General features: G+C 43.1%; 7 protein-coding genes. All 7 read right to left on the bottom strand.

All coding sequences use genetic code 11. The annotated features are described in order from the left end of the window. Nucleotides 1-10 precede the first annotated feature (10 nt). Entirely contained in the window at nt 11-3589 is a 3579-nt protein-coding gene (locus H9X96_RS12145) for a SusC/RagA family TonB-linked outer membrane protein (RefSeq protein WP_222943896.1), read from the bottom strand. A 297-nt stretch (nt 3590-3886) separates the two neighbouring features. Then, nucleotides 3887-5023 (bottom strand): FecR family protein, encoded by a 1137-nt coding sequence (locus tag H9X96_RS12150; RefSeq protein WP_187666532.1) that lies wholly within the window; start codon nt 5021-5023, stop codon nt 3887-3889. A gap of 68 nt (nt 5024-5091) precedes the next feature. Continuing rightward, entirely contained in the window at nt 5092-5652 is a 561-nt protein-coding gene (locus H9X96_RS12155) for an RNA polymerase sigma-70 factor (RefSeq protein ID WP_187666533.1), read from the bottom strand. Nucleotides 5653-5874: 222 nt separating this feature from the next. Then, on the bottom strand, nt 5875-6639 hold the full coding sequence (locus H9X96_RS12160) for a sterol desaturase family protein (protein ID WP_255431095.1): 765 nt from the start codon (nt 6637-6639) through the stop codon (nt 5875-5877). 2 nt (nt 6640-6641) lie between these two features. Then, complete coding sequence (locus H9X96_RS12165) at nt 6642-8933, bottom strand: Gldg family protein (RefSeq protein WP_187666534.1); 2292 nt, start codon at nt 8931-8933, stop codon at nt 6642-6644. 11 nt (nt 8934-8944) lie between these two features. Then, nucleotides 8945-11722, bottom strand: coding sequence for a pitrilysin family protein (locus tag H9X96_RS12170; RefSeq protein WP_187666535.1), 2778 nt, complete (start codon nt 11720-11722; stop codon nt 8945-8947). A 5-nt stretch (nt 11723-11727) separates the two neighbouring features. After that, nucleotides 11728-14394 carry a hypothetical protein gene (locus H9X96_RS22905; RefSeq protein WP_255431096.1) on the bottom strand — a complete coding sequence of 889 codons (2667 nt, stop codon included), beginning with the start codon at nt 14392-14394 and terminating at the stop codon, nt 11728-11730.

Raw genomic sequence — 14394 nt, forward strand, 5'->3', positions numbered from 1 at the left:
CTATTTGTTATTAAAATGAAACCTGGATGCCGCCCATATAGATTCTTCTGGAACCCTGAACACCATTATCCGTATCTGCATTACCGTTGTAATTATTTCCCAACACTCCTGTTTCAGGATCTGAATAACGGTTTTTAGCCGATCCGAAAGTCAGCAGGTTATTTCCAGTCAGGTAAATACGGGCAGAGGTCATGCCTAGTTTTTTGCTGAGTTCTTTCGGCAAGGTAAAGCCTAACGTTAAGTTTCTAAGACGTAAATAGCTGTTGTTAAACACATAAAAATCTGAAGCCCTGCGGGTATCCGCGTAATTGTCGTTAGACCATTTTGGGAACATCGCCTGGTCGCCAGGGTTTTTCCATCTGTCTTGTACCAGGTCTGGAATCACACCTACTCCACCACGCAATGCGGTACGCTCTATGTAGCCATAATCAAACATTTTTCCACCCAGAGAGTAGTAGAACATGATAGATAAGTCAAATCCAGCGTAGTCAAAGCTATTGGTAAATGATCCATAAGCTTTAGGCAATGCCGATCCGCCATATTGATAATCAGCTGTGGTTACTTCAGCATAGTTCTCTGTAGTTTTCCAGCCTCCAGCGCCATCTTTGATCAGGTAACGCATATTTCCATTATCAGGGTTCACACCAGCATTTTTAACCATAAAAAAGTCGTAAACAGAGTGGCCTTCTTCCAGTTTATAGGTCGCTGCACGGTTAGCAAAAGTAAATGCACCACCAGGAAGGTAGGTCACTTCATTTTTTAAGGTAGAGATATTGGCATCAATTCTCCAGCCGAAATCTTTGCTACGGATCAACTCCGCACCCAGACTTACTTCAAAACCACTATTTCGGATATTACCTAGATTGGTGTTTTTTCCGACGATAGAACCTACTTGTGCAGACAGTGGCAATGGCTTTTGATACAGCAAACCCGATGAATTACGGGTATAATATTCTACTGTACCGGTGATGGTTTTAAAGATATTGAAATCAAGCGCTACATTCAGCAGCTTGTTGCTTTCCCACCTCAGCTCTGGAGTAGCCATCGCGGAAGGACGTAATCCAGGGTTTCCGTACATTGGATCATCCTCGAACACGCCTTCGTAAGCATATAGTAAACCTCCACCCGGACTACCATCTCCATTTCTGGTGATCAGTTTATCATTTCCGTTCGTACCATAACTGGCGCGAAGGGATAAGTTATTGATCCATTCTGAATCCTTGATAAAGTTTTCATTAGACATTCTCCATGAACCACCTACCGAGTAGAAATAACCCCAGCGGTTGTCAGGATGAAAACGAGATGAACCATCACTTCTAATAGAGGACGACAGGTAATATTTGTCCTGGAAGCTATAATCTACCTTACCAAGGAATGAGAACAATGCATAACGGTCTTTACTGGAACCATTGGTCCAGCCTTTAGTCGTAGAAGTCAACTCATATTGCCCAATTTGCATGATCCCTTCTCCATAAGCAGTGTTGTACAAATAATTGTTATTGTACAGTTCCTGTCCAGCCAAAGCGCTGAAATTATGGTCACCAATCTTTTTATTCCAGGTCAATATATTGTTCCAGGTTAAAGAAGTATTGTCAGCATTGCTTCTGGTTGCATTGCCACCAGAGGTCAATACGGAAAGCCCGTAAGGCGCCAGCTGTCCGGAGCCATGCACAGCTGAACCATATAAAAAGTACTTGGTGCTGCTGTTATCAATCCCTAAACTGGATTTAAAATTCAGGTCAAAAGGGAGTTTAACACTTGCAAAAAACCTCGTAGAAACTAAGCTAGCTTGATTGTTATTAAAATCTTCATCATTTGGGTTGTTCCAGTAATCACCGCCATTGTTCATTGGATGGATACCAAAAAAGTTATTGACATAAGAGCCATAATCGAACATTCTTTTACCGGTTTTCTCAGAGTATACCCAATCGGTATTGTCTTTATTCCTTAACCATGGCGAAGACATGGTGGTGGTAAAAATCTGCGCGCGCATAGAACCTGAGGTGTTTTGTTTTGAACTGCTGTAAGCGATACTTCCACCCAGCTGCAACCAGTCGGTCGCCTGTGTGCTCACATTTGTTCTAAAGGTATAGCGCTTGAAATATTGGTTACTCGCATAACCTTTATCATCAAGGTAAGAACCTGAAATCAGGTAATTTGTCTTCCCGTTGCTGCTGGCTCCACTCACATCTAAACCATAATCCTGACGCAGTTTACGAGAATACACTGCTCCATTCACATCATAATCTGCAGGATCCCATACCATTTGCAGGTTAGGGTTCAAGTAAGGATTTCCATTGCCATCATGCAGTACATAGTTTTCATTGATGTGTTTAAAAGGAGATACAAAGCTCTTTGCTCCTGCAGAATTGGTCACTGCTTTTAATATTTTACCCAGCACATTTTCCGAAGCCCAGTTTCCGGCATCAGCCTTCGTCATTCTGTATTTGTAAAACTGATCGTTATACATCCCTTCCCAGGTATACAGCAATTGCTCAGCTGGATCAGCCTTTACCGGATTTCCAATCGCATTGTCTGAAGTTCCCCAGGCAGAGCGGAAATTGATTTTAGGAATGTCTGATTTCCCTTTTTTTGTGGTGATCATCACTACCCCATCAGAGGCACGTGAACCGTAAAGTGAAGAGGCCGCCGCATCTTTTAATACAGAGATCGACTCGATATCACTCGGTGAAATGGAATTCAATTCTCCGTCGTAAGGCATTCCGTCCAATACATATAATGGTTTGGATGCCCCGCTCATAGAGCTGATCCCGCGGATCTGAATACGGGTATTCCCACCAGGATTACCTTCGTTATTGACTACATTGACACCGCTTCCCATTCCCTGCAAAGATTCTGTAAAACTTGAACCTGGAACTTTGGCCAATTTTTCTCCGCTGATTACTGCGACAGAACCTGTAAAGGTTGATTTTTTTGCAGTACCATAGGCCACCACAATCACATCGTCCAGTCCTTGCTCCTGGCTAGCCAGCTTCACATTCAGCTGTCCCTCGCCATTCCAAACTACTTCCTGCGAAACGAAACCGACATAAGTGACCACAATAATGTCGCCCTTCTGTGCCCCATCCATTACAAACTTACCATCCGCATCAGTAATGACATGCTTAGTCGTTCCTTTAATGGCAATCGATGCGCCTGGCAAAGGGTTTCCATCTGTATCTTTGACTACCCCACTTAATCTTGCGATAATCAGCTGATCCATTCTCAGCGAGACAACCGGTCTGTTTACGATCGTCACCATTCTATGGTCAATCGTAAAAGTAACCGGCTGGTTTTTGAAACATTCCGCTAATGCAGATTCCAGACTTACATTCTGCACATTAATGGTTACAGGTTTTGCCAGCGCAATGATTTTATCGCTAAATACGAAATCAACGCCGCTCTGTTTTCTAATCTCATTCAATACCGTCGCTAACTTCACACGCTCGTGTTTAAGCGTCACATTCTGCCCATAAGTACTCGCACTTACCTGTAGAATAGCAGAAGTTAACAATACGACCATCAGTTTAATTCGCATGATCCATTTATTTTGATTTACCGCACTGAGCCTGCTAAAAGCAGGATTCATCAGCAGTGAAATTTTGGCAATAGCAGTCCTTTGCCTGCATAGGCTTTTGGTGTAAAATATCATATATTTACATCGTGTTTAATCAGTTAGTTGCCTGTACCTCAAAAGTTTCAGGGCAACCTACATCAGTTCATTAATAATTGTTATGAATTACCCGGTTTTCCGGGGGCTAGTAGATAAGCTGAAACACCGGCCGGAAGTGGTGGTACACTTTCGGCCATCATTTAACTTATATCTTCCAGACTTAGGGATCTTGTTTGTAGTTTTTTTTCATTTGTTTGGTTGGTTAAGTTGAATTTATATGGATTGATTTTTTACGATGATCTTATTGCCAAGGACGTCAAATTTTAGTCCGCCCGACTGCAAGGCTTTCAGCAATACAGAAATGTTCTTGCTTCTGGATACCTTTCCGGTAAATGTGCCTGCCTGGTCTACACCACTGGTATAAACTACCTGCACGTTATACCACCTGGAAACACGTCTCATCAGGGATGTTAAAGGTTCCGACTGGAATATAAAATCGCCGTTTTTCCAGTCTACCGCCTGGTCTACATCTACAGTAGACACCTGAAGCTGTTTTCCTTCTGAAACGGCTTGTTCTCCCGGTTTTAGCACCCGCGCAACCACTCCCTTTTCCAGACTTAATTTGATACTGCCGTCCAGTAAAGTAGTTCTTTGTTCAGGCTCATCCGAGTAAGCGTTTACATTGAATTCAGTACCTAAAACACGAATTTGCTGATGATAGGTACTGACCACAAATGGGCGTTTTTTGTCTTTAACGACTTCAAAATAAGCCTCACCTGCCAGTTCCACTTCACGCAATGCAGTGTTGGAAAAGGATACCGGATAGGTAATGGAAGAAGCGGCATTCAGCCAAACCATGGTACCATCAGGCAAACGCAGCTGATAGGATTCGCCATTGGCGGTAGAAAGCTTATTTACAGCTTTCGAATCCCCATTTTGCTGATCTTTGATTTCATAGATCAATTGTCCATCAGCAGTTTTTGTGATGCTTACCCCAGCTTCATTAGCCAGTTCGCCTTTCATCTCATTGCTAAGTACAATTTTTTGGCCATTGGCCAAAGTAAGTGTGGCTGCATTTTTTCCCGGACCGATGTCATGATAAGCCTGTTGCTCTTTTTCCTCCTTAGATTTGCTGCTGAACCAAAAATAACCAGCGCCGACCATCAGGAGTACTGCCGCAGCCGAAGAAATTCTTTTGAATAGATTCAGTTTATAGCTTTTTCTCCCAGCCGGAAGTCTGTTCCAGATCTCCTCTCCAATTCCCTGATCGGTCTGTGCAGCTGAATCATCCACTGCAGACGCTGCCGCCAAATTGTACAAATACTGAACCGCAGCAATCTCTTCAGGACTACAGATGCCTTGTTGATATTTTTTAAGTAGTTCTTCTTGTTTTTTGTCTAATTGGTCCATCGGTCAGCAGGTATCTAGGGTTGGTTGTAGGTATAACAACTCAGGATGGCCCAGGATGTAGATGAAAATTAAAGAAATGTTAAAAAAGTATGAAGTTTATTCTTCAGGATACTCAAAGCATTACTAACCTGACGCTTAACCGTCAAAGAAGAAATGTTCAGCTCCTCAGAAATTTCCCGGTGTGTTTTGAATTCCTTCCTGCTCAGCTCAAATATCTGCCGCATCTTTGGCGGGAGACTTTGAATGCCGGCTTCGATCAGCCTTTCGAAATCACGCTCTATGACCAGTTCGTCTGGCAAAGTTACTCCAGGGTTTTCCAGTACTGTCTTACGCTGCTCGGCATACCTCGCTTCTATTTTAAGGTGTTTCAATTGGTTGAGAATCCTGTTTCTGCAGGCAGTATACAAAAAACCCGCTACAGGTGGCTTGATCTCTGATTTCTTCGTCCACAGTGTCGTAAAAACCTCTTGTACCACGTCCTTTGCTTCCTCATCATTTCTCATCATGTGACAGGAATGACGGTACAATAACTGCCAGTAGCGGTCGTATATTTGCCTATAAGCCTGCTGATCTCCTGACTGAAACGCTGTCAGAAGTTCATCATCGCTTACCACTAATGACTGACTCATAGATCCCCCTACATTTTTTTGTAACAATAATAATATATTTTCTGCAGATGTAAGAAAATGCAGGCGTTTTTTATTCCTGCTAAATGCTTTAATTTTATCCATTTGCCTGATATTCGCTTGATAATGGAGGATGCTGAAGTTTGGAATGAACATAAAAAAACCGAGATTGAACAATCAATCCCGGTCGGTACAATTTATGATATTTAGGGGGGGGAACATTATTTAAGGGAAGCGCTGCTGTTGAATCCTGTCGTATTCCTTCACATAATCCGGATGCTCTGTCTTCATCCAGCGATCCCATACCCTTAGGTACAATCCATAATTGCCTTTGAATTTCAAATGATGGAAATTATGAAAGGTGGAAGTATTGACGATCTCAAACAGGAAAGAATCCCGGAATCCTTTCGGCATAATCTCATAGCCCAGATGACCGTATACATTGATCACAAAAGAGGAAAGCGCAAACAATCCCAGCGTTAAAGGATGTAATGGCATCACAAAAACCAGCACAATCATCACCCCTCCTTCTGCTATGGCTTCCAGAAAATGAAAGGAATAGGAAGTCCAGGGAGAAGGATTGGTGCTCTTATGGTGCACCAGATGCGTGAGCTTAAACAAGCTTTTATGGTGCAGGATCCGGTGCATCCAGTAGAAATAAGCATCATGTACCAGCAGGCTTAACAACAGGCTAACCGGAACCCAGATCAATGGATACTCCTGAATATCAGTATAGATTAAGGTGTAAGGCCTCAGTCCATCAGACAAAGCAATGATGGCGGTAAGCGCCAGCATGGCACTTGATATAGAAGAGTGCAGCATTTCCCGGATAAAATCGAGCTTGCCGGCCAGCCTGCTTTGAATTTTATTTCGCAGCAGGCTTTTAGGAAAGAGCAGGTAAAAAACTAAAAAAAAGATACCTGCAATGACAAAATAACGGGCTATAGTAAGCAAAAATGCTACGCTGAAACTTTCTAAAAAATCGTTCATATTTATTTACGTTTTCTACGGATTAAAATCATCATTCCTGCCAGGAATAGGATTCCTGGGATAAGACCATAATACAATACCTGTATTATTTTTACACTCCTTTTAGTGAGTGTGGTCATGTTATCTTTAGAAAAAGGACGGCTTGCATCCACAGGGAATTCCCCATAGCTGAACCAGCTGAAAATCCTCGTGGCAAAATAGCTGTTCAGCGTCATCAGATTGCGTCTTCCTGCCTCTGCATTACTAAAAAAATCAGCATCTGAGGCGACGATGATGCGCTGTTCTTTGCTGCTTACCTGCCTGGTCAGCATTAATGCCGTTGGAAAGGAACCTTCCTCATCTCCTGCTTTCAGGTCAACTTTCAAGGCCGCAGAATCTACTGCAAACTTTCCTTTTTTAATCCAGCTGCTTTGCGAATCAGTGATCAATAAAGGATGAATCGCAAAAGCGCCGCCTTCTTGATAGCTTAAAGTACCGGCACCCGGCATGGATACAATGGCTTTTTGTTGAAAAAAGGGCTGCAATTTCGGATCCATCGCCACAGATCCCGCCGCCAATACAGGCGTAACCAAGTCATAAGAATAATCTTTACTGTGCTGTACAAGCGTTCCATCCCCCATTTTAACACCAAGAAATTCCAGCAGCGGATTGATAACATTCTGTTTACCAGGTTCGCTAAGGACCATTAGGTTTCCGCCTTCAGCAATATATTGTTGAAGTTTAGCTTTTGCAGCGACACTAAAAGCTACTTTCGGATCCGCAATCACCAAGGCAGCAATATTGGCAGGAATAGCTGACTGTTCCAACGCAATCGTATCGATATCAAAACCCTGATTGACCATCGAATATCTGCCCGTTTTATCATTAATAAGCATTTTATAATCCCTGTCGTCTAATTTATCTATACCGCGCTGATAACCATCAGTCGCAAAAACGATCTTGGGAATAGGTTGTATCAACCTCTTTAATGCAGCAGCTGTTTCTTCTTCTCTAGGCCAGAACAACTGATCCGGTGGTGGAAATGTACGCAGAAAAGTAGTCTTGCCTTTATATTTTAACTGCATCACGGCACGCCCGTTTTCCCCACTCAGGTCTATTTCTTTCCTGATCTGTTCCGGCCTCATAAAATCCCTAAGATTTAACTTCTGCATTTTTACCATTTGCACAACAGCTTCATCAAAAGTTTTATTGTACGCTTTAAGTGTAGCAGTCATTCCGGGAATACTGTCGTAATAATAAACCCATTTCAATTTTAAATTTGGGTTAAACCTTAAATAAGGCTCCCAGCGCGAAATATTTGCAATGCGCAGTGTAGGAGTAATCTCCCAATAAGAGCCATCCATTCCATTGACGTAAGTGCTGACCTCAATAGGCTCATCTCCCATCTTTTTCAGGATCTCCTGACTTGCCTTGGTAATGGTATTTGTGTTGGTCTCTGTTGCATCATAATACGCAATCATCGGTTGCCTTGAACTGATATAGGTCACTGTTAAACCAATTAACACGATCATGGTATACCTGAATACCTGCTGCAAAACTGATTTTGATTTCCTTTCCAGCTCTAGCTTGGTGATGGTAAATGCAAGGAACATCCCGGAGATCGCCAGATAATAAATCACATCCCGGCTGTTCAGCAGACCAGCCATCATGCGTGCTGCCCTACTCGGCATAGAAAGACTATGCGTTAAATCCCTGATCACATCATACTCCTGGCCTACCTTTCCAATATAGTTCATAAAGGCAAGCAGTACAAAAGTACTGATCGCGGCAACGGCCTGGTAAGTGGTTAAACTGGATACAAAAATCCCGATAGCAGCATAAGCCGTCAGCAGTAAAAATGCGGCAAACAAAGCCACCAGGATATGCGGGTAATCAAAGGCAGTGATGAATACAGCTCCAGCGAGGACAAATAAACACATGATCCCAATAATGACCAGGTTATATGCCAGCATCGCCGCAAATTTTCCGTAAACCACCTGACTTAATTTTACCGGTGAAGAATACAGCAGTTTGATACTGCCGCTGCTGATTTCTCTGCTGATGATCCCCATGGTGATTAATGGGACATACAGGTATAAGCTATCTAAAATCCGGCTCAATATGCCGATTGCATTGGGATTGGTGAAAATATCCCTGGTTAAAAAGGATAAGTTACCTCCTTTTTCTAATTGGGGGATGGCTGCTGTAAAACCAACACTCATCTGCACGAAGAGGATGATCATCAGCAGCCAGGCAATCGGGGAGTAAAATAGCAGGCTGAGTTCCAGCCTGGCTATTTGTATGATTTTCTTCATATCTGAAATGGTTATTTTTTTTCTGGCAACAGGACCAGTCTGATGTAATTTTTATCCTGAATAAAAGCTGCCGCAGCTTGCTGCACAGACTTCACCGTAATTTTATTCAATGCCGCCTCGTAGTCATAGAATTCTGTAAGTGGGTCCTTATTCATCTCCTGGCCAAGGAGGTAGTTTAACCAGAAATCATTGTTAGTTGATCCGGTTTGAAGCACAACCTTACGTGCTGCTTTAAACTTTTGCAGGTTTTCAGAAGATGGCCCGCTAACTTTCATTTTATTGACTTCATCCTGAGCCGAAGCAATGAGCCGCTCCACATTCTGTGGGGCGCAATCAAAAGAGATCGACAAACTAAACCTACTTTTCAGGTATTTAGTCAGGCTCAGCTGCACATTAGGCGTGTAAGTTCCGCCTTCCTGATCCCGAAGTCGCTTATTGATACTGATATTCAGTGCATCAGCAACTGCATTCATCTGAATGGTATTTTCGAAGTTGTAATTGAAATCCCCTGAATAAACCATCATCGCACTTGCTTTTTGCGTGGCGCCGCTATAGACTGTTTTGCTGAGGCGACCCGAAGGAATATTAATTCCTAAATCCCGGGCCTTTTCTTTCTGACCTGCAGCAGGTAAGCCTCCAAGATACTTCTCCAGCAATGGTTTTATGGTTTTTTCCTCTATATTTCCAACAAAAACAAAGGTAAATCCTGAAGCATCAGCGAAGCGCTCCTGATAAAACTTTAAAGCTTTATCCAGGTTAATGGAGGTAATTTTAGCCATGCTCTGCGGTGTTCTGCGTACATGATGGTTTGCCAAGAACAGGTTTACTGTATCCGCAAAGACTTGACTCGGATCATTCGTTTTATTGGCAAAGGCTTCTCTAGTCCTGCCAACCAATATTTGATAAGCTTCTTCACTTTTACGCGGTTCGGTAAAATAAGCATATAGGAGCTCCAGCGCAGCCGGCAGGTCTTCTTTAGTCGTACTTCCACTAAGCCCCTGGTAATTATCGAGGATAAATGGAAGTACCTGCAGCTGCTTTCCTGCCATGAGTTTCCCCAGCTGCAAAGCATCATAATTACCTGCACCAGCAGCAGCAACAATATTTGCAGCACTCACAGCACTTTGGTAATCAGCGTCACTCGACAAGGAAGCGCCGCCCTCAGCGAATCCTTTAAATACGATCTGGTTATTTTGAAAATCTGTTTTCTTCAGGATGACCTTTACTCCGTTGCTCAGTGTGATCTTTTGCAGCTCAGCAGGCTTAATAACCTCAATATTAGTGATTTTTCCAGCTTGTGGTTCCTTTTTGAGCAAAGGTAGGCTCAATACATCATCCACATATGGTGGCAAATTCTGCGCATAAACATTTTCAATCCAGCTTTCTATTGTTGCTTCAGTCGGCAAAAAGGCTTTATTAACTGCTGATGATTTTACAATGATGTCTCTATCCGTATTTTTCAAATAAACTTTCATTTGTGCATTCAGTTCCTTTAAACTGATGTCAGGAAGCAGCTCATTGGTCAATTCATATGCTTTAGCAATACCAGGTGCTGCACTGCCAGTCAGAAAATGCTGCAGGTAAGGTTTAATCAATACCTCCGAAGCGGTTTTATCTTTTTCCTGCAGGTCCTCAGACAATTTCAGTAAATAACTTTTCTTGATGCGGTCTAGTTCAGGCGCTGTAAAGCCCTGCTCCTCTATTTTACGGAGTTCCAGCCAGACGCTTTTTAAGGCAGGTTCTGTTTCAGCCGGCTTAGTAGTGATGTTCACATAAAAGGAATTCAGACCGCCTGTCATGGCTGCAATCCCTACAATAGGCAACTGCCTGAACCTGGCAGCAAGCATTTGTGCGAAAATATTTTTTAACAGGTTAGCCCGATAATCTGCATTGGTAACCACTGTATCGCTCTTATGCTTCATGGCTATTTCCAGCGAAATACCACCTATTTCGGGATCTATAAATTGCATATATTGGTTTTTCCCGGTTAATTCTGCAGCATAAACTGTACGTTCTTTTTCTTTTTCAGGATTTTTCAGATCGGAGAATTTAGCCTTGATGTCTTTCTCCATCTGATCTACATCCACATCCCCAACCACCAATATGGCTTGCAGGTTTGGCCGATACCATTCTTTATAAAAACTGCGGATCTCTTCTGGTGTTACTTTCAGCAAGACTTCTTCTGTTCCGATCGGCAAGCGGGAGCCATACCGCGATTGGTTGGTATACAGCGAAATACTTTGTTCCTGGAACCGCTGTAAAACTCCCTGGCGAACGCGTCTTTCCTCGAGGATCACCTGTCGCTCGCGTTCCACATCTTCAGCTTCTATATTCGCATCCTGCGCCCAGTCGCGCATAATCTGTAAACCATTGCTCAACAGTTCTGGATGGTCTGATGGCAGCGGCAATTCATATACCGTTTCATCAGGAAGTGTGGTGGCATTGATGTCTGCACCAAACCGAACACCAGATTTCTCCAGGTATTCAGACAGCTCCTTTTTAGGGAAATGCTTCGTTCCATTAAAGCTCATGTGCTCTATAAAATGTGCAATCCCTCTTTGCTGATCCGTTTCAAGAATAGATCCTGCCTTAACGGCAAGATACATCGTTACCCTTTTTTCCGGGGTTTTATTTTTACGGATGTAATAGGTAAAACCATTCGGTAATTTACCTGTGCGTACCTGCGGATCGAGCGGCAGTACCTGAGTATCCAATTGCGTTTTACAGGCTATAGGAATACTTAATGCTGCTATAAAAAGCAGCTGTATAGATTTATATTTAGCTAACATATTCATTATAAATGAGCTGAGGTGGTTATGGGATCTTTTGCTTTAATGATGTCGACTATCTTTTCGTTTTCAATAATGATCATCCCTTGTCTGTCGCTGGTAATTCCAGCTGCCAGGGTGTATGGATAAGTCGGCAGCCCATCTTTCATCACCGTTGGTAAGAAAGAGAACTGCACATTCTGACAGGCTTTGCCTAAGGCTTCCCCTACTTCAATGATGTGAGTAGAAATCACAAAGAAACTATTTCTATTTGCTGCAAAAGCCTCAGTCACTGCCAGCGTCGCATCGTAGGCATCTTTTACGTTGGTTCCTTTAAACAGCTCATCAAACAACACATACAGGTCCATGGATTCGTTCACTGCCTGTGCTACCGTTTTTGTACGCAATACTTCTGCATAAAAATGGCTATAGCCCATATCCAGATTATCTGAGACATTGATGGAAGAGAATAAACCGTCCTTCACTGAGAATTCCATTCTTTTTGCCGCAATTGGGAAACCCATATGCGCCAGGTAAACCGCAATTCCCATAGATTTCATAAAAGTGGATTTACCAGCCATGTTAGCCCCGGTTAAAAACAGCACATTACGATCAGGAGTTAAATGCAAGTTGTTACTGATCCCATTCTTCAATCCGGGATGGCGGAAACCCTCCATATTCAGCAGCATCTGTTCTGCTGGCAGCGCCTTTGCATAGACAAAGTTCTGCTCTGCTGCAACTGCAGCTACACTAACAAATACATCCAGCTCATAAATTAATTTCAGGAGATTTTCCATCTGACTGATCATCACATGCCGGATCACATAATCATTGCGGATCAGCTGCATCAAGGAAAGCTGTCCTTCTGGCGCATTTAATAGCTCCGCAAGTCTGCTGTCCTGAAAAATTTTTGACGCCATGTCCAGCTCCTTTTGATAAACTACTGACTGCGTTTTCCCTGACAACTCCTTAAAGAAATCGCGAAAGGCCTGTAATACTTCTATCGTGACCGACTGTCCGGCTTGTAACTGCAGTAACTCTGCATTATGAAAAAGGACCTGCTTAATTTTTTTGCTAAAGATTCCCCAGGCTACTGCTGGTAAGGCTGCTCCTGCACCGCCAGAAAGGTAATCCTCCATAGATTCTATCTGTGAACGGATGACTGGAAAAATCACACGGTGCTGCTGGAAAAAGGAAAACACGGAACTTCTTCTATTGATTTCTTCGGGAGTATTCAAGGGCCGGGCAAACATACCTTCCAGCTCCTTCTCTCCACCTCTGGTTTGCAGGTGATTAAATAAGCTGTAAATTGATTGCTGTTTAAATTTCCCATGAAGGTTTAAGTCTTCTGCTGTTTGTTTATCTGCGGTAAAACTACTTTGTGTTTTCTTTGCCTGTTTTTCATGGCTGATCAATTCCAGGATAGCTTCATTGTTAATGATGATCATTCCATGGCGGTCGTCAGTAATGCCTGCTGTGAGCGTGTAGGTATAAACGGGCTTGCCATTTTCCATCCGGGTAGGCAGGTAGCGGAAAATCATATTGCTGCATTTCTTCTGCAATACTTCACCAGCTTCCATGATATGGGTGGAGATCACAAACAGGGAATGTGGCTTTCCGGCAAAAGCTTCCATGATGGAGATGGTTCCTTCGTAGGCATCCTTTACATTGGTACCACGAAACAGCTCATCAAATACGACAAATAAGTTTTTACCCGCACCAAGTGCTACCGCTACTTTCTTTACCCGAAGCACTTCTGCATAGAAATGACTGGCACCCATGGCCAGATTATCCGGTAAATTGATAGTGGTATACATCCCATCGCATACAGAAAACGCCATACTTTCGGCTGCTATCGGGAAACCCAGATGTGCCAGATACATGGCGATACTCAGCGATTTCATAAAGGTCGATTTCCCACCCATATTGGCACCTGTCAAGAAAACGATATTGCTGTCTGGTGCCATTTCCAGGGAGTTGGCTACTGGTTTATGCAGCAAGGGATGGTAAACACCCTGCAGCTGCAAGCGATTGGCATCCCTTTTTAATGCGGTTGCAAAGTGATACCCACGTGCTTCAGCTACCCTGGCGATAGAACAGTAAACATCCAGCCGATAAATATGCTGTAGTATTTTTTCCAGCAGATCACGTTGCTGGAACCTTAAAATATTGTCGTACTCCACGATTTTTCCTGAAGAAATTTTACCCTTCCCATGGTCTGTAAAAATAAATTCCAGGTCTCTTGAGTTTAGTAAAGCCAATACCTTGACCAGTTCTGCTCCGTAGGGATTCTCAGTTACTTTGCTTTGGATGTCCAGCATAAATACCTTCAGCCCCTGCAAGATTTCTATTAGCGCGGTGACACTATCAGCGGCCGCTTTGAAATCGGCCATGCTAAAGCCTTGATTAGACAGCCTGCTGCGAGGATCGGTATTAGAAAGATACCTTTCTGCTTCTTCAAAACGATTCCCCTGTAAAGGAAAGTCCAGTTTACTTTTCTGGAAATACCTCAGTACAGCCACCCGTTCGTTGATGACTTTCTCGTCTGAGAGTGGATTCCTGAACAGCTCTTCCAGCAGCGCAGCACCACCCTGGGTATAGGTTTTATTAAAAATATGATAGATCGAATCGCTCCCCGATTTGGCGAAGATATTCAGATCATCGATCGTTTGTTTATCGGTTATAAAGCTCAT

The sequence above is a fragment of the Pedobacter sp. N36a genome (assembly GCF_014472395.1).
GTDB lineage: Bacteria > Bacteroidota > Bacteroidia > Sphingobacteriales > Sphingobacteriaceae > Pedobacter.

Bases quoted from the DNA above. Each gene is read 5' to 3' on its own strand.
- H9X96_RS12155 (WP_187666533.1), bottom strand. From the start codon at position 5,652: ATGAGTCAGTCATTAGTGGTAAGCGATGATGAACTTCTGACAGCGTTT.
- H9X96_RS12170 (WP_187666535.1), bottom strand. From the start codon at position 11,722: ATGTTAGCTAAATATAAATCTATACAGCTGCTTTTTATAGCAGCATTA.
- H9X96_RS12150 (WP_187666532.1), bottom strand. From the start codon at position 5,023: ATGGACCAATTAGACAAAAAACAAGAAGAACTACTTAAAAAATATCAA.
- H9X96_RS22905 (WP_255431096.1), bottom strand. From the start codon at position 14,394: ATGAGCTTTATAACCGATAAACAAACGATCGATGATCTGAATATCTTC.
- H9X96_RS12145 (WP_222943896.1), bottom strand. From the start codon at position 3,589: ATGAATCCTGCTTTTAGCAGGCTCAGTGCGGTAAATCAAAATAAATGG.
- H9X96_RS12165 (WP_187666534.1), bottom strand. From the start codon at position 8,933: ATGAAGAAAATCATACAAATAGCCAGGCTGGAACTCAGCCTGCTATTT.
- H9X96_RS12160 (WP_255431095.1), bottom strand. From the start codon at position 6,639: ATGAACGATTTTTTAGAAAGTTTCAGCGTAGCATTTTTGCTTACTATA.